A 22,972-nucleotide genomic window follows, 5' to 3' on the forward strand; every position below is an offset into this window, starting at 1 on the left:
TGTCCCCTACACGGCTCAGGACTTCTGGAACATGGCGAGCATGCGCCGTGTCACAAGGAAACCGCCGACGATGTTGATCGTCGCGATCAGGACGGAAAGTGAGGCGAGGAGCACCACCAGCCAGTTGCCGGAACCGATCTGCAGCAGCGCGCCGATAATGACGATGCCGGAAATCGCGTTCGTCACCGCCATCAGCGGCGTGTGCAGCGAGTGGCTGACATTCCAGATGACGGAGAAGCCGATAAAGCAGGCGAGCACGAAGACGATGAAATGGCTCATGAAGCTTGCCGGCGCGTAAAGGCCGACGAGAAGCAGGGCCGCCGTACCGATGACGAGCAGACCGACCTGGCTTTTCGTCTGCGCCTTGAACTCGGCCCGTTCCTTGGCGTGCTTTTCCTCAGGCGTAAGCTCTTTTGCTCGTTCCTTCGGTTTCTGCGCGGCGATGGCCTGGATCTTCGGTGGCGGTGGCGGAAAGGTGATGTCGCCCTGATAGGTGACGGTCGCGCCGCGGATGACGTCGTCTTCCATGTTGTGAACGACCTTACCGTCCTTTGCGGGCGTCAGATCGGTCATCATGTGACGGATGTTGGTGGAATAGAGCGTCGAGGCCTGAGTGGCCATGCGGCTCGGGAAATCCGTATAGCCGATGACGATGACGCCATTGTCCGAGACGACGCGCTGGTCGGGCACCGTGAGATCGCAATTGCCGCCGCGCTCGGCGGCGAGATCGATGATGACCGAACCCGGCTTCATTGCCGCCACCATGTCGGCCAGCCACAGCTTCGGGGCGTCACGGCCGGGGATCAGCGCCGTGGTGATGACGATATCGATCTGCGGCGCCAGCTCGCGGAATTTCTCAAGCTGCTTTTCGCGGAATTCCGGCGAGGAGGGGGCGGCGTAACCGCCGGTCGCTGCGCCATCCTGGCTCTGGTCGGCGAAATCGAGATAGACGAATTCGGCGCCCATGGATTCGATCTGTTCGGCCACTTCCGGGCGCACGTCGAAGGCATAGGTAATGGCGCCGAGCGAGGTTGCCGTGCCGATGGCGGCAAGACCGGCAACCCCGGCACCGATGACCAGCACCTTGGCGGGCGGCACCTTGCCGGCGGCAGTTACCTGACCGGTGAAGAAGCGGCCGAAATTATTGCCGGCCTCGATGACGGCGCGATAACCGGCGATGTTGGCCATGGAGGACAGCGCGTCCATTTTCTGGGCGCGGGAAATGCGCGGCACCATGTCCATGGCGATGACATTTGCGCCCTTTTCCTTCGCCTGCTCCAGAAGGTCCTTGTTCTGTGCGGGATAGAAGAACGAGATCAGCGTCTTGTCCGAAGACAGGCGATCAATCTCCGACGTTTCCGGCGGACGAACCTTGGCGATGATGTCGGCAACTGTATAAAGCGCATCGGCGCTATCGACGATGGTGACACCGGCTGCGCGATAGGCGTCGTCGGAAAATCCCGCCGCCTTGCCCGCGCCTGTTTCGAGGATGCAATCATATCCGAGTTTCTGCAGGCCTTGCGCGCTGTCGGGCGTCATGCCGACGCGCGCCTCGCCATCATATAATTCCTTAGGCGTCCCGATTTTCAAAATGGCTCTCCCTTTTCCGCACGATAGGGCGTCATAGCCTATTTCGAGCGTTTTTGTCTTGTTTTTGGCGGTTTCTACCTGCGGCGGATTGACAGCATGCGAAAGGCCAGTTCGGGCACTGGCGGTACTGCGGCAATAAAAAACCCGGCGCGTCAGCGCCGGGTCTCTGTCGTCGGGAGCGAAACCGCTCACTCCATGGTGTGGATGTCGCGATCCTTGGTTTCCGGCAGGAACAGCAGGCCGATGACCAGCGTGATGCCTGCGAAAACGATCGGGTACCAGAGGCCGTAATAGATATCGCCCTTCGCCGCGCTCATCGCAAAAGCGGTGGCGGGCAGCAGGCCGCCGAACCAGCCGTTGCCGATATGGTAGGGCAGCGACATGCCGGAGTAGCGGATGCGGGTCGGGAACAGTTCGACCAGCAGGGCCGCAATCGGGCCGTAGACCATCGTCACGTAGATCACGAGGACGGTCAGGACCGCGATGATGACGACCCAGTTCACGGCAGCCGGATCGGCGACCATGGCGAAGGTGCCGCCACCGGCAATGCTGTAGACGGCCATTTCCGCCGCTCCGGCGGTCTCGGCCGGCGTCAGCAACTTGTCGGCCACCAGCTTGTCGGTCGCCACCATCTTCTTGTCGGCTGCGCGAACGGCTTCCGCATTGAGGTTGAGTTCCGGGTTGGCGGCAATGAAGGCATCCAGTTTTGCGTCCGGCACCTGTGCTACGCCGCGCACCAGCGGGTAGCCGCCGTCATGCAGCGCGATGTTGACCTGTTTCTGGAAGGCCCTGTCTTTTGCGGCAGCATCCGCACCGGCTGCGATGGCGTCGTAGCTCGCAATGGTGGCGTCGCCGATCTTGACGCTTGCCGGCGTTCCAGCCGCTCCAGCAACGACGTCATAGGGAACGGAGTTGCGTGTCAGGAACGAGGTGGCGATATCGCAGGATGTGGTGAATTTCGCCGTACCTGTCGGGTTGAACTGGAATTTGCAGTCGCCCGGAGCAGCGGTCACGGTGGCGCGAACGCTGGCTTGCGCTTGCGCCAGTGCCGGGTTGCCCGCCCATGTGAGCGCCTTGAACAGCGGGAAGTAGGTCAGCATCGCGAGAACGAGACCCGCCATGATGATCGGCTTGCGGCCGATCTTGTCGGAAAGCCAGCCGAAGAGCACGAAGAAGCCCGTGCCGAGGATGAGGGCCGCCGCGACCATGATGTTGGCCGACTGGCCGTCCACCTTCAGAATGCTCTGCAGGAAGAAGAGCGCATAGAACTGGCCCGTATACCAGACGACGGCCTGACCGATGACGGCGCCGACGAGGGCAAGCAGGGCGATCTTTGCGTTTTTCCACTGGCCGAAGGCTTCGCTGAGTGGTGCCTTGGAGGTCTTGCCTTCTTCCTTCATCTTCTTGAAGGCAGGAGATTCGTTCATTTTCAGACGAATCCAGACCGATACGCCAAGCAGCAGAACCGAAACGAGGAAGGGAATACGCCAGCCCCAGGCGGCGAAGGCTTCCTTGCCGAGTGCGAACTGCACGCCGAGAATGACCATCAGCGACAGGAAGAGGCCGAGCGTCGCCGTCGTCTGGATCCATGAGGTGTAATAGCCTCTGCGACCGTTGGGCGCGTGTTCGGCCACATAAGTTGCAGCACCGCCATATTCGCCGCCAAGTGCCAGACCCTGAAGCATGCGCAGGATGATCAGGATGATCGGGGCTGCGATGCCGATCTGCGATGCACCGGGCAGGACGCCGACGAGGAATGTCGAAACGCCCATGATGAGAATGGTGATCAGGAAGGTGTATTTACGGCCGACAATGTCGCCGAGACGGCCGAACACCAGGGCGCCGAAGGGGCGCACGAGGAAGCCGGCGGCAAATGCCAGAAGCGCGAAGATGTTACGTGTCGTTTCCGGATATTGGCTGAAGAAGTTCGCGCCGATATAGATCGCGAGCGAGCCGTACAGATAAAAATCGTACCATTCGAAGACTGTTCCGAGAGAAGAGGCGAAAATCACCTTCTTCTCCTCACCCGTCATGGGACGGGCGGCGCCGCTCACGGCTGCTACGTTTGCCATTGTCTGTCCTCCACAGATGTCAAATGAGCGCATTGCAGAGCCCTGTCTCTCCTCCGGACTCCCCCGTAAGGGTGCAATGCGCGTAATGTTAGAGTGACAGAAAATTAACCCCAATGAGAGCGATGCTTTCGGATTATGACTTTAGTCTAATGCATAACGTGCAAAAATGTCGCGAGGTGGCATTTGCGCTTGTGCGCCGGGTCGCTCGCAACGTGCCTTTTTTCTTGACACGAACACCAAACCTTCTAATAGCTTCTCGCGAAGAAGGAGCATCACCTTGCGCAGGCATGTTGCAGACATGATTGTCATGGAAGGACCGGCACAATCCGCCGGCGATGATCCGCGTCTTTCTTATTCTATCCGAATTACGGCCAAAACGACGATTAAAACCGTCTGACGTCTCTGGCCACCGCTCTCTCCCCGGTTTGGCTGGGGATCGAGGAAGCCGCAATGCGATGCGGGTTCCCCACCTCACCCAAAAGAGGAGAGACAGAAAGAGAGCTTGATCATGGGTTTCAAAGTTGCAATTGTAGGCGCCACCGGCAATGTCGGTCGCGAAATGCTCAACATCCTGGCCGAACGTGGTTTTCCGGCAGATGAAGTCGTGCCGCTCGCTTCCTCCCGCTCGCAGGGTACGGAAGTTTCCTATGGCGACCGCACGCTGAAGGTTTCCAACCTCGAAAACTACGATTTTTCCGACACGGATATTTGCCTGATGTCGGCCGGCGGCGAGATTTCCAAGAAGTGGTCGCCGAAGATCGGCCAGCAGGGTTGCGTCGTCATCGATAACTCGTCTGCATGGCGCTACGACCAGGACGTTCCGCTGATCGTTCCGGAAGTCAATGCCGACGCGATCTCGGGCTTCACCCGCAAGAACATCATCGCCAATCCGAATTGCTCCACGGCCCAGCTCGTTGTCGCGCTGAAGCCGCTGCATGACTTTGCCAAGATCAAGCGCGTCGTTGTCTCCACCTACCAGTCCGTTTCCGGCGCTGGCAAGGAAGGCATGGACGAGCTGTTCCAGCAGACACGCGCCGTCTTCGTGGCCGATCCGGTCGAAACGAAGAAGTTCACCAAGCGCATCGCCTTCAACGTCATCCCGCATATCGACGTCTTCATGGAAGACGGCTATACCAAGGAAGAATGGAAGGTTCTGGCCGAAACCAAGAAGATGCTCGATCCGAAGATCAAGGTAACCTGCACGGCCGTGCGCGTTCCTGTTTTCATCGGTCATTCGGAATCGGTCAACATCGAGTTCGAAAACGAGATCACCGCCGATCAGGCGCGTGATATCCTGCGCGAAGCGCCGGGTTGCCTCGTGATCGACAAGCATGAAGATGGCGGCTACATCACCCCGGTTGAATCCGCCGGCGAGGATGCGACCTATATTTCGCGTATCCGTGAGGATGCGACGGTTGAAAACGGCCTCAACATCTGGGTTGTTTCGGACAATCTGCGCAAGGGCGCTGCCCTCAATGCCATCCAGATCGCCGAACTCCTGGTCAATCGTGGTCTCATCAAGCCCCGCAAGGCGGCGGCTTGATACGATTTTTTAAGGTTCGTTAAGTATAACCCGTCTGTTCTGTGTGGGGCAGGCGGGTTTTCCAATTGGCTATCATCACGGCCAGTTTATTTGCAGGCCTTGCTGCCAAAAGGCAATTTAGGCGGCCAAAAAGCAATTTGGCACCCGAGCCCATACAGCAGCGACGTTTTGGTTCTCGGGATAAATTCCCCAAAGGATATCGAAGGCAGATTTTGATGCGGGCAATGAAGGCAATTCTGGCTGGTGTGGCCATGGTCTCGGTTTTGGCGGCGACGCCGGTTGTGGCTGCGCAATGCGGCAACACTTCGGCAGGGTTCGACGCCTGGGTCGGTGCCTTCAAGCAGGAAGCGGCGAGCCGCGGTGTCAGCGCCTCGGTGCTTGATCGTGCCTTCTCCGGCGTCTCCTACAATCAGCCGACCATCCGCGCCGATCGCGGCCAGCACAGCTTCAAGCTGTCCTTCGACCAGTTCATGCAGAAGCGTGGCGGCCAGACGATCATCTCGCGCGGCAAGACCATGAAGAAGAACAATGCGGCTCTCTTCGCCTCGATTGAAAAGGCCTATGGTGTGCCGGCCGGCCCGCTGCTCGCCATCTGGGGCATGGAAACCGGATTTGGCGGCTTCATGGGCAACCAGCACACGCTGTCCGCCGTGGCGACGCTTTCTTTCGACTGCCGCCGTTCGGATTATTTTACCGAGCAGCTTTATGCGGCCCTGAAGCTCGTCGGCAGCGGATCGCTGAACGTTAACGCCAAGGGTGCTGCCCATGGCGAAATCGGCCAGACGCAGTTCCTGCCGTTGAACGTTGTGCGCTACGGCGTGGATTTCGACCGCGACGGACGCATCGATCTCGTCGGTTCGCGCGCCGATGCGCTGGCCTCCACCGCCAACTTCCTTGTCGGCCACGGCTGGCAGCGCGGTGCGGGTTATCAGCAGGGGCAGACGAATTACGCGGCCATTCAGGGCTGGAACGCTGCAAGCGTTTATCAGCAGGCGATTGCGTTTATCGGCAAGGCGATTGACGGCCAATAAGGCCGCTTTCTCCCAATTGGAACGTCCACTTCCGTGATGCCGGACTAGTTCCGGCATCCAGTCACGGCGCGTCTGCGCCGTGAAAACAATCCTAAGCAATCAAAGACTTGATCGCACTTGGCCCCGGATCACGTCCGGGGTGACGAAGCTTTGAGAAGGTTTCGACAATCACAGGTCCGGGCGGCGAAAGTCGCCCGTTTTGCCGTCCATCACCCACAATTCGCCGGTGGAGATATCGAACCAGGCGCCATGCAGCTTCACCTTGCCGGCGGTTTCCTGCGCCTTGACGAAGGGGAAGCCGCGCAGGTTGGCGATGGAGTTGCGAATGGAAACGCGCTCCAGCGCCGTCTGGCGCTCGGAAGCGGTCATGACGTCGTTGCTCTGGATCTGCTCGGCGGCGGATTTCACCATGTTCATCCATTTGCCGATGAAGTCGCCGGGTGACAGAGGTTCAAGATTGGGGTCGAGTGCGGCCTGAATGCCGCCGCAGCGGCCATGGCCCATGACGACGATGTCCTTCACCTTCAGAACCTGCACGGCATATTCGATGGCGGCTGATGTGGCGTGGTACTGACCGTCAGGCTCAAAGGGCGGCACCATGTTGGCGACGTTCCGCACGACGAAAAGTTCTCCCGGTCCGCAGTCGAAAATCGTTTCCGGCGCCGAACGGGAGTCACAACAGGCAATGAACAGGGTCTGCGGTTTCTGTCCGGTATCAGCCAGAACGCGGTATCTTTCGCGCTCGTCGGCATAGCGGCCGCTCATGAAGTTCTTGTAGCCGTTGAGAAGGTTTTCCGGAAAATCTTTCATCTATCGCAGTACCGTTGTGCTTGGACCAAGATCAAGAGAAGAACTCGGTGCGTTGAAGACCAATCCTTTAGCCGCTATTTGCGCTTGCTGCGCGAAGGATGCAAGAGATGGCGCATCTGCACCATCGCCATGGGTGTGGAGAGACTTGAAGAATCCGTCTCCAGCGTCAATTCGTTCATGTCGCGTTTTTTGGTTCGCGCCAGAATTTCGAACACGCTGGCGGTGGCCAGTTGCAGCGCCTTCTCGTCGTCCATGCCTTCCAGCAGCCGGGCAAGGAACAGCGCCGCCATCAGGTCTCCGAGACCGTTCGGTGCGTCTTCTATGGCGCGGTGTTCCGCCATCAGCGCGTGCCGGCCGCTCAAATAGAGATTTCCCGTGCCGCCCGCCATCATCGACACGGCTGAGGTGACCAGCATTTTCGGCGGGCCGAGTGCGAGCGCGGCATCCATGATGGCATTGTTGGTCTCAAGCTCGGCGCCGCTCATCCAGGCCAGTTCATAACGGTTTGGCGTGGCGACGGTGGCAAGCGGAATGAGGTGATCGCGGATGGCTTCGGCAGTCTCAAGGGGAATGTATAGTCCGCCCAGATCGCCCATGACCGGGTCACAGGCATAAATCAGCGACGGGTTCTTTTCCTTGAGATTGCGGATCAGCCTTGCGACGGAGCGCACCTGCGCCGCGCTGCCGAAATAACCGGTCAGGACAGCCTTGACCTCGCCGATCCATTTGGCGTTTTCGAGGTCGGTCATGGCCTTGTCGAAATCATCGTCCTGAAAGCGCATCCGGGTGGACGGGCCATGGCCGGGGTGCCAGGGCAAAACGATTGTGGGCACCGCCCATACCGGATAGCCAAGGGTCTCCAGCGCGAAGACTGCGGCACGGTTGCCGACCGATCCACGCATGACGTGGCTGGAAATGACGATGACGGCGCCCTGGGTATTTTCCTGCATCACGGCCTTCTTGCTTTCAAACGCCACAGAAGCCCGCAAGTGCCCCTGCTCACAGATCAAGATGCGCTCTCATGACATATCGCATCGTCACTTTCCACCGTTAATCCCGCAAGGGTCTATCCCGTAAAACGATGGGCGTCCGGTCTTCTTGGCCTTTCCGGTGCCGGTCCGGTATTGCGGTATCGGCGAACTGCCCTACCTTTTTGTTTACGCATCGGGTTTTCCCAAAACCGCGGTACACTTTTCGACACGATGCCCTATAGTTGCATCATGCTCGATCTCGTCATCGCCTATTGGCCTCATATCCTTGCCGCTCTTTCCATTTTGATGGGAACCGTGGCGGCCGTACATGCCACGATGACGAAGGAAGAGGTCCGCTCCGCGCTTGGCTGGGTGGGCGTCATCGTTCTGTCGCCGATCGTCGGTGCAGTCATTTATGCGATTGCCGGCATCAACCGGATTCGCCGGTCCAGTATCAGGCAGCAGCGGTCTTTCATGCAGGACGAGATCATGGATCGCGTGGCGCGCCTGGATGCGAGCGGCGAGGTGATTGCCGCGCGGTTCGGACGCCGTTTCGAGGCGATGAAGACGCTCGGCGACCGGGTGACGCGCCACGCACTGACGACCGGTAACCGCATCGAGCCGCTTGTCACCGGCGACGCGGCCTATGCCGCCATGCTTGAAGCGATAGGCGAGGCGAAGCGGTCGATCATCCTCGAAACATATATTTTCGACAATGACAGGATCGGCGCCCGTTTTGTCGCCGCGCTGGAAAGGGCGAAGTTCCGGGGCGTGGAGGTGCGGGTGCTGGTGGATGCCGTGGGCGCGCGCTATTCCGTGCCGAGCATCCTGCCAACGCTCAGGGAAAAAGGGATCGTTGCCGATGTGTTCAACGGCAATGTCATCATGGGGCTGCGGCTGCCCTATGCCAATCTGCGCACCCACCGCAAGATCCTGGTGGTGGACGGGCGCCTCGCCTTTAGCGGCGGCATGAATATCCGCGAAGGGTTCACCCTTGAATTCGGCGGCGAAAAACAGGCGCACGACACACATTTCAAGATCAGCGGACCGGTTGTCTCTGATTTTTTCTCCATTGCGGCGGAGGACTGGAGGTTCACGACGGGGGAGCTTCTGCACACGCCGGTCTGGGATATCGCCATTCCCGATGGTGTGCCGGGTTCACAGATCGTCGCCCGCGTTTCCTCCTCGGGGCCGGATAAGAGCATAGAGACCAATCACAAGATGCTGATGGGGGCGTTTTCCGTCGCCCGCTCCTCCATTCTCGTCATGTCGCCCTATTTTCTCCCCGATCGGGAGCTTATTTCAGCGCTCATTACCGCAGCGAGGCGGGGAGTCGTGGTGGATATCATCGTGCCGCAAAGCAACAATCTGGTGCTTGTGGACAGGGCGATGACGGCGCAATTCGACCAGATGTTGAAGAATTACTGCCGCATCTGGCGGGCGACAGGGCCCTTCAATCATTCCAAGCTTCTGGTGATCGACGAGCGCTGGAGCTACATCGGTTCTTCCAACCTGGACCCTCGTTCATTGCGGCTGAACTTCGAAGTCGATCTGGAAGTTATGGATGAGGAATTCGCCGCGACCATCGGAAACCGCATCCGGGAAGCACGGGCAACCGCTTTACCCGTGCGACTGAGCGAACTGAATTCGCGGCCATTCGTTGTCCGTTTTGTGGAGCGCGTCCTGTGGCTCGCTTCGCCGTATCTTTAGAGCGCTATGCGTCGGAAACGCTCTAAAACTTTTAATTTGCGCATCGGAGGCGTCGCAGCGTGAAGAAAAACAGTTTGCTGGAGCGTGGAAAAACGGCACTGGCGAAAAACAGCAGCCTGCCCGCCTTCGTCATGCAGTCGCTGCGCGACCGCCACCAACGGAAGAATGCCGGGCAGGTGGAGAGAGATCACTCCTTCCCGGTCATCGCGTCCTACAACGTCCACAAATGCGTCGGCCGCGACCGCAGGTTCGATCCTGATCGCACCAGCCGCGTCATTCAGGAAATCGGCGCGGATATCATCGCGCTACAGGAGGCGGACAGCCGTTTCGGCGAGCGCACGGGCCTGCTCGATCTTGCCCGGCTGGAGCGGGAAAGCGGGCTTGTCCCCGTGCCTGTTCTGGCGGGTGTGAAGGCGCATGGATGGCACGGTAATGTCCTGTTGTTCAAGGAAGGTGCGGTGCGGGATGTTCATACGCTGAAATTGCCGGGGCTGGAGCCGCGCGGCGCGCTGGTGGTGGAACTGGATTTGAAAAGCGGTGGCGCACTGCGAATAATCGCCGCGCATTTCGGTCTTTTGAGGCATTCCCGTGCCCAGCAGGCAAAGGCGCTTATCGGTCTTCTGGAAGCGCGAAACGAATGCGCGACCATCCTCATGGGAGACCTGAACGAATGGCGTCTCGGCAATGGCTCGTCGCTCAATACTCTGAGGGATGCATTCGGCGCCCTGCCGCCCGCAGTGCCCAGTTTTCCATCCAACCTGCCGGTGCTTGCGCTCGACAGGATCATCGCCAACCGCGAAGGGCTGATCGAGCAGGTGGAGGCGCATGACAGTGCGCTGGCGCGCATTGCCTCGGACCACCTGCCGCTGAAAGCCGCGATAAGGACCGATCTGCTTCCAACCTGATCCTGTGGCAGCATCGGATACGGCGACAGACTTCAGAGCCGCTGCGCTACCGTCAGATGGCTGCGCGAACGGGCCTCCAGCAGAGATTTGCGGATGGCTTCCATCAGCCGTTCACGGTTGTTTCTGGTCTTGCCTCTGTCCAGATTCTGCGCGGCAAGCGCTAGATCCAGACCTTCATGCATTACTATCGAATAGGCAATGGTTGTCGCCCAGTTCTCGTATTCCTGCTCCATCATGTCACCCCTGAACTAAATCATTTAGCCCGAATCACCCTGTTCTTGAAATTACCACAAAATGGAAAGCATAAAATAGCATTGTTCCTTTACGTATCTGCTGCCTTATGCGAATATAGTGTATTCGTTATTTCTTTATTGCGGCGCAGCATGTATGTGCTTGCTGCTTAAGTCATTGAAACAGATTCTGTTTCAGGCGATGCACATGGACGTTCCCACCAACAAAAACGCCGCGCATCGTGAGATGCGCGGCGGGCTTTCGTCGAAGTTTGCGGTGGATTGGATCAGGTCTCAGCCGGCCTTTTCGAGCTTGTAGTCCGAATTGGCAGGTTCTTCCTGTTTGTGCTGGATGAGAGGACGGTTACCCGACAGCTTGCGCACCAGCACGTAGAATACCGGTGTCATGAAGATGCCGAAGAACGTCACCCCGATCATGCCGGAGAACACTGCGACACCCATGGCCGCGCGCATTTCCGCACCCGCACCGGTGGAGATGACCAGAGGCACCACGCCCATGATGAAGGCGAGTGAGGTCATCAGGATCGGGCGGAGGCGCAGGCGACTTGCCTCGACTGCGGCCTGAAGCGGCGTTCGTCCTTCGAATTCCAGCTCGCGGGCGAATTCCACGATCAGGATCGCGTTCTTCGCCGATAGCCCGACAAGGACGACAAGGCCGATCTGCGTAAAGATGTTGTTGTCCCCTCCCGTCAGCCAGACGCCTGTCAATGCGGCGAGAACGCCGAGCGGAACGATCAGAATGATCGCGATCGGCAGGGTTAGGCTTTCATATTGCGCAGCCAATACGAGATAGACGAGCAGCAGCGCCAGCGGGAAGACCACGAGGCTGGAATTACCGGCAAGGATCTGCTGGTAAGTCAGGTCCGTCCATTCGTATTCGATCCCGGCCGGCAGGTTTTCGGCAAGGATTTTCTCGATCGCCGCCTGCGCCTGTCCAGAGGAGAAGCCCGGTGCCGGACCGCCGTTGATATCGGCTGCAAGGAAGCCGTTATAACGGTTTGTGCGCTCCGGTCCTGTCGTTGCATCTACCTTCAACAGCGTGGAAAGCGGGATCATCTGACCGGTGGACGAGCGGACCTTCAGGCGGCCGATATCTTCGGCATGGGCGCGGAATTGCGCATCTGCCTGCACACGCACGCTGTATGTCCGCCCGAAGGCGTTGAAGTCGTTGACATAAAGCGAGCCCAGATAGATCTGCAGCGTCTGGAAGACGTCGCTGACCGAAACACCCAGCTGCTCGGCCTTGGCGCGGTCGAGATCGGCGAAGAGCTGCGGCACGTTGATCTGGAAGCTGGAGAAGATGCCTGCCAGTTCCGGTGTCTGGTATGCCTTGGCGATGACCGCCTTGGCCGCTTCGTCAAGCGTCTGGTAGCCGTAACCGGCACGGTCCTCGATCTGCAGCTTGAAGCCGCCCGTCTGGCCGAGACCGTTAACCGGCGGCGGCGGGAACATGGCGATGAAGGCATCCTGAATGCCGGCAAACTTCTGGTTCAGCTGCATGGCGATGGCGCCGCCTGACAGTTCCGGCGTCTTGCGGTTTTCGAAGTCGTCGAGAACTGCAAAGACGATGCCCGAATTGGAGCCGATGGTGAAGCCGTTGATCGACAGGCCGGGGAAAGCGATGGCGTGGCTGACGCCCGGCTGTTGCATGGCGATATCGCTCATCCGCTTGATGACGCTTTCCGTGCGGTCAAGCGTTGCGCCGTCCGGAAGCTGGGCGAAGCCGATGAGATATTGCTTGTCCTGCGCCGGTACGAACCCGCTTGGGACCGCGCTGAACATGCCGTAGGTGGCAGCCACCAGCGCCATATAGACGATCATGACGAGGCTTTTGCGCGTTACCAGACCGCCTACGGTTTTGCCGTAACCGTTGGAGGCGGCCCCGAAGGCGCGGTTGAAGCCACGGAAGAACCAGCCGAAAATCCGGTCCATGAAGCGGGTCAGCCAGTCTTTCGGTGCGTCGTGCTCTTTCAGCAGCAGGGCCGCAAGAGCGGGTGACAGCGTCAGAGAATTGATCGCCGAAATGACGGTGGAAATCGCGATCGTCAGCGCAAACTGCCGGTAGAACTGGCCAGAAAGGCCGGAGATAAAGGCTAGTGGGACGAAAACGGCGACCAGCACAAGCGCGATTGCTATGATCGGCCCGGAGACTTCGCGCATCGCCTTGTAGGTGGCATCACGCGGAGAAAGCCCGTTTTCGATGTTTCGCTCGACGTTTTCCACCACCACGATGGCGTCATCCACCACGATGCCGATGGCCAGCACGAGGCCGAACAGGGTCAACGCGTTAATGGAGAAACCGAAGGCATACATGACGGCGAAGGTGCCGATGATCGACACCGGAACGGCGATCAGCGGAATGATCGAGGCGCGCCAGGTCTGGAGGAACAGGATGACCACCAGTACCACGAGGCCAACGGCCTCGAGGAGCGTATCAACGACCTTTTCGATGGACGAGCGAACGAACTTCGTCGTGTCGTAGACGATTTCATATTTCACGCCATCAGGCATCGCCAGTTGCAGATTGTCCATTGTCGCGCGGACATTGTCGGCGATTTCGATGGAGTTGGAGCCGGGAGCCTGCAATACGGCGATCGCCACGGCGGGTTCGCCGTCGAGCAGCGAGCGCAGCGTATAGTCGGCAGCGCCGAGTTCGATGCGGGCGACGTCGCGAAGACGGGTGATCTGGCCGTTCGCGCCGCTCTTGACGATGATGTTGCCGAATTCCTCCGGAGTCGTCAGACGGCCCTGGGCATTGACGTTGAGCTGCAGGTCGACGCCGTTGGGGCTTGGCGATGCGCCGATAACGCCGGCTGCGGCCTGGACGTTCTGCTGACGGATGGCGTCGGATACGTCGCTGGCGGCGAGATCGTGTTCGGCCACCTTTTGCGGATCCAGCCAGACGCGCATGGAATAGTCACCCGCGCCGAAGACCTGCACCTGACCCACGCCTTCGATACGGGCGAGGCGATCCTTGACGTTCAGCGTCGCATAGTTGCGCAGATAGGTGATGTCATAGGCATCGGTCTTCGACACGAGATTGACGACCATGATGAAGTCGGGCGAGCTTTTGACGGTGGTGATGCCGAGTGCGCGCACTTCCGCGGGCAGGCGCGGTTCGGCCTGCGACACGCGGTTCTGCACCAGCTGCTGCGCCTTGTCCGGGTCGGTGCCCAGCTTGAACGTGACGGTCAGCGTCAGCACGCCGTCCGATGTCGCCTGGCTGCCCATATAGAGCATGTCCTCGACGCCGTTGATCTGTTCTTCAAGCGGCGTGGCGACTGTTTCAGCGATGACGGCAGGGTTCGCACCGGGATAGGTGGCGCGGACGACGACGGATGGCGGCACGACTTCCGGATATTCGGAAATCGGCAGGGCGCGCATGCCGAGAAGGCCTGCGACCACGATCAGGATCGACAGCACGCCGGCGAAGACCGGCCTGTCGACAAAAAATCTGGAAATATTCATATCCAGTCCCCTCTCCGGGTAGATTTGGAAATGCAAGGACCGTTCCGGCGGCATCATGGCCGCCGGTGAGGGCCGGTTCTTTGTGAAATGCGTCTCGCCGGAGGCGGGACGGCGTTATTGCGAGGCGGCGACCTTGTCTTCCGCCTGCGGTGCGATGGTTGCACCGGGGCGAATGCGCTGCAGGCCGTTGACGACGATCGTATCGCCGGCGGCAAGGCCGCTGTCGATGATGCGCTGGCCGTCAGCCGGTGCGCCGGGCTTGATCTGGCGGTAGCTCACCTTGTTTTCGGCATCGACGACAAAGACGAACCGCTTGTCCTGATCCGTGCCGATGGCGCGGTCGCTGATGACTATCCGGTTTTCCGGCTTCGGTTCACCCATGCGCACCCGCACGAACTGGCCGGGAATGAGCCTGCCATCAGGATTTTCGAAGACCGCACGCACACCAATGGTGCCGCTGGCGGAATCGACCTGGTTGTCGATGAGGTGCAGGGTGCCCTTGATCGGCGTGCCTTCATCCGAAAGCGTGCCGATTTCTACCGGGATCTGTTCGAGCGCGGGCAGGGCGTCGGTTGTCTTCGGCAGCTCGGACAGCGCTTTCGCTACCGTTCCTTCGCTGGCGTTGAAGCTGGCATAGATCGGGTTGACCGAAACCAGCGTCGTCAGGGCAGGCGATGTCGAGCCGGCGGCAACGAGGTTGCCGGCGGTGATTTCGATGCGGCCGACCCTGCCGGAAACCGGTGCAACGATTTCGGTGTAACCAAGATCGAGCTGAGCCGTCGTCAGCGTCGAGCGGGCGGCGCGAAGCTGGGCTTCGGCATCCGCAAACGAGCTTTGCCGCTGGTCGAGATCGCTCTGGGAGATCGTGCGATTGTCGGAAAGCCTGCGGCCACGGTCGAGTTCCGTCTTGGCAAGGCTGACCTTGGCTTCGGCGGAGGCGACCTGGGCTTCAGCACCTGCAACGGCTGCCTGATAGGGGGCCGGATCGATGGTGAAGAGGGGGTCGCCTTCCTTCACCAGCGCGCCTTCGCGGAAATGCACGGCCTTGATCTGGCCAGCGACGCGGGAGCGGATCTGCACGCGGTCGACGGCTTCGAGACGGCCGGAAAATTCTTCCCAGCGCATCACATCGCGGCTTTCCACCTTGGCGACGGTGACGGGAATAGCCGGCGTTTCGGCCGGGGTGGAAGCTGCCGTCGCATCACGGCTGGTGGGCAGGTCGAAAATGAGTGCCGCGGCTGCAACGGACATAGCAAGCCCGATACCGGCGCCCGTCAGGGCCCGGCGCTTTGTGGTCAGCGTCATGGGTTTCTCCTTGGCTCGGATCAGGAGCCGATCAGTTTCTCTATCTGTGTGTTTTGTCGCATGGTCCGAGCGTAAAACCGCTACGCACTTTTACTGGACATGCTCAAAATGCGATTTCAGTGTTTTATGTGGTCAACGAAGGTCTTGAACTCCGAACAGACGGATGGGACCCATCCGCCGCCCTTTCCTTGATAAAGCCCCGTCCAGCCAATACCGGCGGGGAAAACATGCTGCCGGACGCTGACACCGGAGGCGATGAGCCTGTCGGCATAACCGACCGTTTCGTCGCGCAGAGGGTCGTCCTCGGCGGTAAAGATCAGCGCCGGCGCCACCCGGTTCAGTCGCGTACACTGGCAGGGCGCGGCATAGGGGTGAAAAAACCCGCAGGCCTTGGCAAGGTAATGGCTCCAGCCATCCGCCCAGCGCTGGCGCATGCCGATCCTGTCCGCATCGCGGAAGGATTCCGTCGTCATCATCGGGTCGATCATGGGCGACAGAAGTATTTGACCGGCAAGCTTGCCCGGCATGCGGTCCCGCGCCTTCAGCGCAAGCCCAGCCGCCACATTGCCACCAGCCTCTTCGCCGGCCACAAACAGCAGCGATTTCGCGCCGCCATAATGCTTGCGGTCCCGGCTCAGGTGATCCAGCGCTTCGAAGGCACAATCGATCACCATCGGAAACTCGTTGCCGGACGACTTGCTATAGTCGGCCTCGACGACGATCGCGCCGCTTTCGGCGAGCGCGCGTGCCACCGGAAGCTCCGGGCAATTGCCGCCCTTTTCAAGAAACGAGCCGCCGCGCAAATAAAGGACCACAGGCGGGTTGGTGCACAGGCCGGCACTTTCATATCGGCGCACGGAAAGCTGGGACGCCGAGCCCCCACAGCCTTCTATATTTTCCCAGTGCGCTTTCATCTGATCCGGTCCCGTGCGCCGCCATCAGCAGCTCACCATATTTGCAAAATCTGAAATTCATATTATTGTTCGGGAGAAAACGATCAAGTACGTCAAAATGAAAACACTATTCCAAAAAAACGGATAATAGCGACATGGATCAGCTTTCCGCCATGCGGGTATTCACTCGCGTCGTCGAAACCGGCAATTTCAGCCGCGCCGCGACCGCGCTTAACATGCCCAAAACCACCGTCACCAACATGGTCCAGGCGCTGGAGGCGCATTTACATACCACGCTTCTCAACCGCACAACGCGGCGGGTGATGCTGACGACGGACGGCGCTCTCTATTATGAGCGGGCCTCGCAGATTCTGTCGGAAATCGAAGAGCTTGATGGCAGCATGTCCAGCGCGCAGGTGCAGCCGTCTGGCCGGTTGCGGGTGGAAATGGCCGGTGTCTTCGCGGACCTCGTGGTTATTCCACATCTTTGCGAATTTTACCAGCGCTATCCGCAAATCCGGCTCGATCTCGGCGTCGGCGACCGTCTGGTCGATTATATCGCGGAGAATGTCGATTGCGCGCTGCGGGTCGGCACCTTGCGGGATCAATCCCTTATTGCGCGCAAGGTCGGCGAGCTGAAATTCGAAACCTTCGCCTCTCCCCTGTACATAGAGAGTTTCGGCATGCCGCAACAGCCTGAAGATCTCGAAAACGGACATCATTCCGTGGGATATTTCAATGCCACCACGGGCCAGATCATGCCGATCTCATTCGACAACGGGCTTCGCAGCGTCGAGATTACGCCCAACTATGTCGTGTCGGTCAATGACAGCCGCACCTATCTCAACGCCGCGCTGGCGGGCATGGGCATGGTGCAGCTGCCCGTTTTCATGGTCAAGGATGCGCTTGCGCGTGGTGAGCTTGTGCCGGTTCTGCCGGAATGGCGGCGCGAACCGATGCCGATCTATGTGGTCTACCCACAGACGAGGCACGTCACCAACAAGGTCCGTGTCTTCGTGGACTGGCTGGCGAAGATGGTTCACAGCCTGGTCTGAGGCGGCTAGTCACCGCCCGACCTTTGCCGCGATAAAATCGATAAAGGCGCGTACGCGGGCGGCCAGGTGATCATGTCCGGCATAAACGGCGTGGATCACCTCCATGTCGCCCGGATTGTAATCCTCGAGCACCGGCACGAGCAGACCGGCCTCGATATCCGGCTCGACATGAAACTCTCCGACCCTTCCCAGCCCAAGGCCCGTCAGGCACAGCCTACGCATTGCCATGCCGCTGTTGACCGAGGCGTTGCCGGTCACGGGAAGGCGGTAGACCTCTGTCGTGCCGGGATCACGAAAAGGCCATTCGTTGAGGCTGCGACTGAAATTGAAGCTGATGCAATTGTGTTGGGCCAGATCCTGCGGCTTTTCCGGCATGCCATGTTTTTCTATATAGGCAGGGGAGGCGACGATGATCCGGCGGACCTCTTTCAGCTTTCTTGCCTTGAGGGACGAATCCGCCATCCCGCCGGATCGTATCGCAATATCGGTGCGCTCCTCGATCAGGCTGATGACGCCGTCGGTTAGCGAGATATCCAGTTCGATTTCCGGATAAAGAGATAAAAACTCCGGTGCGAGCGGCAGAAGATACCTTTCGCCGAAGCCCAGCGTGGCGTTGACACGCAGTAGCCCCCGCGGCACCACCTTGCCGCCGCCTGCTACGATCTGCTCCGTATCGGCGATGTCGGCCAGAATGCGCCTTGCCCGGGAAAGATAGATTTCCCCCTCCGGCGTCAGCGTCACCACGCGGGTGGAGCGAGCGAGAAGGCGGGTGCCGAGGCGGTCTTCAATGCGGGTGACAAGTTTGCTCACCGCCGAGGGTGAAAGCTTGAGCCTGCGCCCGGCTGCGGAAAAACTCCCCAGCTCGGCTGCCGCCACGAAGACTTCCATTTCTCCGGCCCTGTTGTCCATCGCTGCACCACTTGTGAAATTAATTCAAAGGCTTTTATCCAATCTTGCTGATTATCATGCAAGTCCCCTTCGCCCATATTGCAATCACACAGTTGATCCAACCGGACAGCACCCGCTGTCCATAACGCCCGCGATCCCGCTCCGGGCGAAGAGGTACTCGTCATGCCATTGGCCATATTTGCCTTGACGATCGCGGCTTACGCGATCGGAACCACGGAGTTTGTCATCGTCGGTCTTTTGCCGACGGTCGCCGCAGATCTCCACATTACCCTGCCGCTTGCCGGCCTTATCGTCAGCGTTTACGCGCTGGGTGTCACTTTCGGTGCGCCGATCCTGACTGCGCTGACCGGCAAGATCGAAAGAAAGCCGCTGCTGCTGGGTCTGATGGCGCTGTTCGTCGTCGGTAATGTCGCAGCCGCCGTGTCGCCAAGCTATGAGACGCTTCTGGTCGCGCGGGTGCTTTCCGCCTTCGCCCATGGCGTGTTCTTCTCCGTTGGCGCCACCATCGCCGCCGATCTCGTGCCGGAAAACCGCCGTGGCTCGGCGATTGCCATGATGTTCATGGGTTTGACCGTCGCCATCGTCACCGGCGTGCCGATCGGTACCTATATCGGGCAGATTTTCGGCTGGCGCGCCACCTTCTGGGCGGTTGCAGGTCTTGGTGTCATCGCCTTTGCCGGTATCGCGGCCCTGTTGCCGGGCACGCTGAAGAAAGCGCCGCCCGCCAGCCTTCTCGATCAGGTGCGTGTGCTGGGTTCCGGCCGACTGCTCATCGTTTTCGCCATGACCGCACTTGGTTACGGCGGCACCTTCGTCGCCTTCACCTTTCTGGCGCCGATCCTTCAGGATGTCACAGGCTTCTCCGAAAAGAGCGTCGGCCTGATCCTTGTGCTCTACGGCATCGCCATTGCCGCCGGTAACATCGGTGGCGGCAAAATCGCCAACCACAATCCGGTCAAGGCGTTGATCGGCCTCTTTCTGGCACAAGCCATCGTGCTTCTGGTCTTTTCCTTCACCGCCGTCTCGCCGGTTCTGACCCTGATCACGCTGGTGGCGCTCGGCTTCCTGTCCTTCGCCAACGTTCCCGGCCTGCAGCTTTATGTGGTGCAGCTGGCCAAGGAACACCGCCCCGGCGCTGTCGATGTCGCCTCGGCGCTCAATATCGCCGCCTTCAATCTCGGCATCGCGATTGGTGCGTGGCTTGGCGGTCTGGTGGTGGAATCGCCGATGGGCCTTGCCGCAACCCCATGGGTCGGCGCCATCCTTGTCGCCATTGCCCTCATTCTCACCCTCTGGAGCAGTGCACTCGACCGTCGCGCCTCGCTCTCGCTGAAGACCGCCTGAGTTTTTCATATAAATCCCGGCCACTGCCTAAGGGCTGGCCGGGTGTACCCTAAAAGGAGAAAATATATGTTTGATGTCACCGCCAAAGGCGCATCGATCCCGGTGCTTGGCTTCGGTACCTTCCGTATTCCCGGCCCCGATGTTCTTCGGATCGTTCCGCATGCCCTGAAGGCCGGCTTTCGCCATATCGATACCGCACAGATTTACGGTAATGAGGCCGAAGTCGGCGAAGCCATTGCCGGTTCCGGCGTGGCACGCAGCGATATCTTCCTGACCACCAAGGTCTGGGTGGAGAACTACAGGCACGATGCCTTTCTTGCCTCCGTCGATGAGAGCCTGAAAAAACTGAAGACCGATTATGTCGATCTCCTGCTTCTGCACTGGCCGAACGAGGCGGTAACGCTGGCCGAGCAGATCGGCGCGCTGAACGCGGTTCGCGACGCCGGCAAGGTTCGCCATATCGGCGTGTCCAATTTCAATACGGCGCTGATGGCTGAGGCGGTCAGTTTGTCAAAGGCACCGATCGTCACCAATCAGATCGAATACCATCCCTATATCGATCAGGATGTGGTGATCGCGGCGGCCAAGGCTGCCGGCATGTCGGTGACGGGTTATTACGGTATGGCCGACGGCAAGGTTTTTGCCGATCCGGTTCTAAAGGACATCGCCGCAAGCCGGGGCAAGTCGGTGGCGCAGGTGGTGCTGCGCTGGCTCGTGCAGCAGCAGGGTGTGATTGCGCTTTCGAAGACGGTGAGCGAAGCCCGTGTTGATGAAAACCTTGCGATCTTCGATTTCACGCTGTCGGTCGCTGAGACGGATGCGATCCGCGCTCTTGCTCGACCGGATGGCCGTATCGTCTCGCCGGACGGGCTTGCACCGGTATGGGACGCGGCTGCCTGACAGTTGCCAATGGGTGTGGGTGGAATTCCTCCTGGTGCCGTCACGCGGGTCTAGCCGGCATGACGGAGGAGCGGTTTTCACTGATATAGATAACCTTAAGACACCCGGATAAGCTATCCGGGTGTCTTCTGAGAGAGTGGATCAGAATTCGCCCCAAGTCTGATCTTTCGAGGCCGTGGATACGCCGAGCGCTGCGGCCACCTGGCCGATCATGCGACGCGCCGGGGATGGTCTCGGCTGTGCGTTGTCCGCAACGCGCACCGGCGCTGAAGGCTTATATGCGGTTCTAGCCGTGCTGGTGCTGGCCATTGCGCCATCCAGCTTGAACTGGCCGACGATCTGGCGGAGTTTTTCGGCATCACCGGCAAGCGATGCGCTGGAGGCCGTCGCCCTTTCGACCATCGCGGCATTGTGCTGCGTGACCTGGTCCATCTGGTTCACCGCGCTGTTGACCTCGGCCAACCCGACCGACTGTTCCCTTGCGGATGTCGCGATGGCGTCGAGTTGTGTATTGATGGCGATGACGTGACTTTCAATGATCTTCAGGGCGTCGCCGGTTGCGGTCACGAGTTTCACGCCGTTCTGCACTTCGTCGGCGGAATTGCGGATAAGCTCCTTGATTTCCTTGGCCGCTTGCGCCGAGCGCTGGGCCAATTCACGCACTTCCTGTGCCACAACCGCAAAGCCCTTGCCTGCCTCGCCCGCACGGGCCGCCTCGACGCCGGCGTTGAGTGCCAGAAGATTGGTCTGGAAGGCAATCTCGTCGATGACGCCTATGATGTTGGAAATCTGGCTTGAAGAGCTTTCTATGCGCTTCATGGCATCGACCGCAGTTGCCACGACCTGACCGGATGTCTGCGCGGATCTGTTGGCCTCGACCGCCACGATCCGCGCCTCCTCAGTCCGTCTGGTCGAATTGCTGACGTTGCTGGTTATCTGGTCGAGCGCTGCGGCTGTTTCTTCCAGCGATGCGGCTTGGGTTTCCGTGCGTTGCGACAGGTCGCTCGCACTCGAACCCAACTCGCGAGAGCCGTTGTCGATCGTGGCCGTGACATCGGCAACGGACAGCAGTGTTTTGCTAAGCTGGTTTACGGCGATATTGAAGTCCGCACGCAGGCTTTCGAATTCTGCGGAGAAAGGCGTTTTCAGCTGGTAGGACAGGTCGCCATTGGCCATATGCTTCAGACCTTCGGCAAGGCCGCTGGTCGCTTCCGCCATTTCGGCGGCGCGCCTGCGATCAATATCGGCGGTTCTTTGACGCTCTGCCTCGGACTGGTTACGCACCTGCGCCGCATCCGCTTCCAGCCGGCGGGCCTTCAATTCGTTATCCTTGAAGACCTCAACGGCCTTTGCCATCGTGCCGACCTCGTCGCGCCGGTCCGTTCCCTCGACATTGACGGACAGGTTACCCTCCGCAAGCGTTTGCATCGTGCCGACAAGACCCCGGATCGGCGTGACAAGCCAGCTGCTGATCGCGAAATATCCGATGACGACGACGGTGATGAAGCCGAGGACGACCGCCGCGACGGTAATCAGTGCAGTCCGTTGGCTTATGTCGCTCAGATCATCGCTCTGCTGGGCGCTACGGTTCGAAATATCAGTGGCTATCTGTGTAAGTTTCGCGCCGATCTTGGCAAAGACTGGCTGGCACTCGGTGCCAAACGCTTTTTGCGACGCAAGTGCCTCATCCACGGTTGATGCGGTTCGGCCCAGGTGCCAGGCGTTCTTGCACGTCACGTTATAGAGCGTCGTCACGTCGTCCTTGAGTACGCGCAGGCGGTTGTCTTCGGGGATATTGGCGATGGCTCCATCCATCGATACCATGAACTTGTCGCGTGTGGCCTTCACCTCAGCTTCGGCAGCGGCATTACCCTGTTCCGTAAAGGCGATCATCATATCGGCCAAAGCCGCACGCCCGTTCAGCAGTTCTTGGTTCGCGAGTGCCAAATTCAAGGCCGCTGCGCTGTCACGCGCAATAAGGTCACTATAACTTCCATCGATCGATTTGATCTGTATGGCGGAGTAGGCCGCAATCAGGATTACACATACGCCGAATAGCGCAAATACCGTCAAAAACTTTCCGACAACGGGAATATTTCTCATCGTTATGGCTCCCACAAGAAAATCGAGCCCTTCATGGGTCATATTTCGGCATCATGCGCTTTTCCGGTGATGATTATACTTACAAATTTAAGAAACAATTATGTATTATTAG

Annotated in this window: 17 protein-coding genes; 7 read left to right on the forward strand and 10 right to left on the reverse strand. The window is 59.4% G+C overall.

Annotation, left to right across the window (positions count from 1 at the left end):
* Nucleotides 1-15: 15 nt before the first annotated feature.
* Both GH784_RS24675 and GH784_RS24680 read right to left on the reverse strand, forming a co-directional pair.
* Entirely contained in the window at nucleotides 16-1,590 is a 1,575-nt protein-coding gene (locus GH784_RS24675) for a Re/Si-specific NAD(P)(+) transhydrogenase subunit alpha (protein WP_065658687.1), read from the reverse strand.
* Nucleotides 1,591-1,778: 188 nt separating this feature from the next.
* Entirely contained in the window at nucleotides 1,779-3,662 is a 1,884-nt protein-coding gene (locus GH784_RS24680; protein ID WP_003514082.1) for an MFS transporter, read from the reverse strand.
* Between the two features lie 508 nt (nucleotides 3,663-4,170).
* Between GH784_RS24680 and GH784_RS24690 the strand changes: the two genes are divergently transcribed.
* On the forward strand, nucleotides 4,171-5,205 hold the full coding sequence (locus GH784_RS24690; protein ID WP_003514078.1) for an aspartate-semialdehyde dehydrogenase: 1,035 nt from the start codon (nucleotides 4,171-4,173) through the stop codon (nucleotides 5,203-5,205).
* Between the two features lie 215 nt (nucleotides 5,206-5,420).
* The gene (locus tag GH784_RS24695; RefSeq protein WP_003514072.1) at nucleotides 5,421-6,236 is read left to right on the forward strand and encodes a lytic murein transglycosylase; all 816 of its coding nucleotides are present in this window, start codon (nucleotides 5,421-5,423) and stop codon (nucleotides 6,234-6,236) included.
* A 168-nt stretch (nucleotides 6,237-6,404) separates the two neighbouring features.
* On the opposite strand, the gene GH784_RS24700 is transcribed toward GH784_RS24695, so the two are convergent.
* Both GH784_RS24700 and pdxY read right to left on the reverse strand, forming a co-directional pair.
* Nucleotides 6,405-7,046: a carbonic anhydrase gene (locus GH784_RS24700; protein ID WP_003514071.1), complete on the reverse strand. Its 642-nt coding sequence runs from the start codon at nucleotides 7,044-7,046 to the stop codon at nucleotides 6,405-6,407.
* 74 nt (nucleotides 7,047-7,120) lie between these two features.
* Nucleotides 7,121-7,996: a pyridoxal kinase PdxY gene (gene pdxY, locus GH784_RS24705; RefSeq protein WP_026330745.1), complete on the reverse strand. Its 876-nt coding sequence runs from the start codon at nucleotides 7,994-7,996 to the stop codon at nucleotides 7,121-7,123.
* A gap of 270 nt (nucleotides 7,997-8,266) precedes the next feature.
* On the opposite strand from pdxY, the gene GH784_RS24710 reads away from it, so the two are divergent.
* Nucleotides 8,267-9,727, forward strand: a complete 1,461-nt coding sequence (locus GH784_RS24710; RefSeq protein WP_065702634.1) for a phospholipase D-like domain-containing protein — start codon at nucleotides 8,267-8,269, stop codon at nucleotides 9,725-9,727.
* A gap of 59 nt (nucleotides 9,728-9,786) precedes the next feature.
* On the forward strand, nucleotides 9,787-10,632 hold the full coding sequence (locus GH784_RS24715) for an endonuclease/exonuclease/phosphatase family protein (protein ID WP_013636769.1): 846 nt from the start codon (nucleotides 9,787-9,789) through the stop codon (nucleotides 10,630-10,632).
* A gap of 32 nt (nucleotides 10,633-10,664) precedes the next feature.
* Here the strand turns inward: GH784_RS24715 and GH784_RS24720 are convergent, their stop codons facing one another.
* The 4 genes from GH784_RS24720 to GH784_RS24735 form a co-directional block, all read right to left on the reverse strand.
* Nucleotides 10,665-10,868, reverse strand: coding sequence for a hypothetical protein (locus tag GH784_RS24720; protein WP_019565071.1), 204 nt, complete (start codon nucleotides 10,866-10,868; stop codon nucleotides 10,665-10,667).
* A 288-nt stretch (nucleotides 10,869-11,156) separates the two neighbouring features.
* Nucleotides 11,157-14,351, reverse strand: a complete 3,195-nt coding sequence (locus GH784_RS24725; protein ID WP_019565072.1) for an efflux RND transporter permease subunit — start codon at nucleotides 14,349-14,351, stop codon at nucleotides 11,157-11,159.
* Nucleotides 14,352-14,465: 114 nt separating this feature from the next.
* Nucleotides 14,466-15,656 (reverse strand): efflux RND transporter periplasmic adaptor subunit, encoded by a 1,191-nt coding sequence (locus GH784_RS24730; RefSeq protein WP_013636766.1) that lies wholly within the window; start codon nucleotides 15,654-15,656, stop codon nucleotides 14,466-14,468.
* Between the two features lie 116 nt (nucleotides 15,657-15,772).
* Complete coding sequence (locus tag GH784_RS24735; RefSeq protein ID WP_065702594.1) at nucleotides 15,773-16,570, reverse strand: alpha/beta hydrolase fold domain-containing protein; 798 nt, start codon at nucleotides 16,568-16,570, stop codon at nucleotides 15,773-15,775.
* A 134-nt stretch (nucleotides 16,571-16,704) separates the two neighbouring features.
* Here GH784_RS24735 and GH784_RS24740 point away from each other — a divergent pair, with 134 nt between their 5' ends.
* Nucleotides 16,705-17,604, forward strand: a complete 900-nt coding sequence (locus GH784_RS24740) for a LysR family transcriptional regulator (protein WP_003514057.1) — start codon at nucleotides 16,705-16,707, stop codon at nucleotides 17,602-17,604.
* 9 nt (nucleotides 17,605-17,613) lie between these two features.
* Here the strand turns inward: GH784_RS24740 and GH784_RS24745 are convergent, their stop codons facing one another.
* Complete coding sequence (locus GH784_RS24745) at nucleotides 17,614-18,513, reverse strand: LysR family transcriptional regulator (protein ID WP_065702595.1); 900 nt, start codon at nucleotides 18,511-18,513, stop codon at nucleotides 17,614-17,616.
* 162 nt (nucleotides 18,514-18,675) lie between these two features.
* Here GH784_RS24745 and GH784_RS24750 point away from each other — a divergent pair, with 162 nt between their 5' ends.
* Complete coding sequence (locus GH784_RS24750) at nucleotides 18,676-19,857, forward strand: MFS transporter (protein WP_013636763.1); 1,182 nt, start codon at nucleotides 18,676-18,678, stop codon at nucleotides 19,855-19,857.
* Nucleotides 19,858-19,923: 66 nt separating this feature from the next.
* On the forward strand, nucleotides 19,924-20,757 hold the full coding sequence (locus GH784_RS24755) for an aldo/keto reductase (protein ID WP_065702596.1): 834 nt from the start codon (nucleotides 19,924-19,926) through the stop codon (nucleotides 20,755-20,757).
* A 141-nt stretch (nucleotides 20,758-20,898) separates the two neighbouring features.
* On the opposite strand, the gene GH784_RS24760 is transcribed toward GH784_RS24755, so the two are convergent.
* Nucleotides 20,899-22,860, reverse strand: a complete 1,962-nt coding sequence (locus GH784_RS24760; protein ID WP_173995111.1) for a methyl-accepting chemotaxis protein — start codon at nucleotides 22,858-22,860, stop codon at nucleotides 20,899-20,901.
* Between the last annotated feature and the right edge of the window lie 112 nt (nucleotides 22,861-22,972).

It is taken from the genome of Agrobacterium tumefaciens, assembly GCF_009649785.1.
Taxonomy (GTDB): Bacteria; Pseudomonadota; Alphaproteobacteria; order Rhizobiales; family Rhizobiaceae; genus Agrobacterium; species Agrobacterium tumefaciens.

Excerpts from the sequence above, each read along its gene's own strand:
- GH784_RS24680 (WP_003514082.1), bottom strand. The coding sequence starts at position 3,662 with ATGGCAAACGTAGCAGCCGTGAGCGGCGCCGCCCGTCCCATGACGGGT.
- GH784_RS24690 (WP_003514078.1), top strand. The coding sequence starts at position 4,171 with ATGGGTTTCAAAGTTGCAATTGTAGGCGCCACCGGCAATGTCGGTCGC.
- GH784_RS24695 (WP_003514072.1), top strand. The coding sequence starts at position 5,421 with ATGCGGGCAATGAAGGCAATTCTGGCTGGTGTGGCCATGGTCTCGGTT.
- GH784_RS24700 (WP_003514071.1), bottom strand. The coding sequence starts at position 7,046 with ATGAAAGATTTTCCGGAAAACCTTCTCAACGGCTACAAGAACTTCATG.
- pdxY (WP_026330745.1), bottom strand. The coding sequence starts at position 7,996 with ATGCAGGAAAATACCCAGGGCGCCGTCATCGTCATTTCCAGCCACGTC.
- GH784_RS24710 (WP_065702634.1), top strand. The coding sequence starts at position 8,267 with ATGCTCGATCTCGTCATCGCCTATTGGCCTCATATCCTTGCCGCTCTT.
- GH784_RS24720 (WP_019565071.1), bottom strand. The coding sequence starts at position 10,868 with ATGATGGAGCAGGAATACGAGAACTGGGCGACAACCATTGCCTATTCG.
- GH784_RS24725 (WP_019565072.1), bottom strand. The coding sequence starts at position 14,351 with ATGAATATTTCCAGATTTTTTGTCGACAGGCCGGTCTTCGCCGGCGTG.
- GH784_RS24730 (WP_013636766.1), bottom strand. The coding sequence starts at position 15,656 with ATGACGCTGACCACAAAGCGCCGGGCCCTGACGGGCGCCGGTATCGGG.
- GH784_RS24735 (WP_065702594.1), bottom strand. The coding sequence starts at position 16,570 with ATGAAAGCGCACTGGGAAAATATAGAAGGCTGTGGGGGCTCGGCGTCC.
- GH784_RS24740 (WP_003514057.1), top strand. The coding sequence starts at position 16,705 with ATGGATCAGCTTTCCGCCATGCGGGTATTCACTCGCGTCGTCGAAACC.
- GH784_RS24745 (WP_065702595.1), bottom strand. The coding sequence starts at position 18,513 with ATGGACAACAGGGCCGGAGAAATGGAAGTCTTCGTGGCGGCAGCCGAG.
- GH784_RS24750 (WP_013636763.1), top strand. The coding sequence starts at position 18,676 with ATGCCATTGGCCATATTTGCCTTGACGATCGCGGCTTACGCGATCGGA.
- GH784_RS24755 (WP_065702596.1), top strand. The coding sequence starts at position 19,924 with ATGTTTGATGTCACCGCCAAAGGCGCATCGATCCCGGTGCTTGGCTTC.
- GH784_RS24760 (WP_173995111.1), bottom strand. The coding sequence starts at position 22,860 with ATGAGAAATATTCCCGTTGTCGGAAAGTTTTTGACGGTATTTGCGCTA.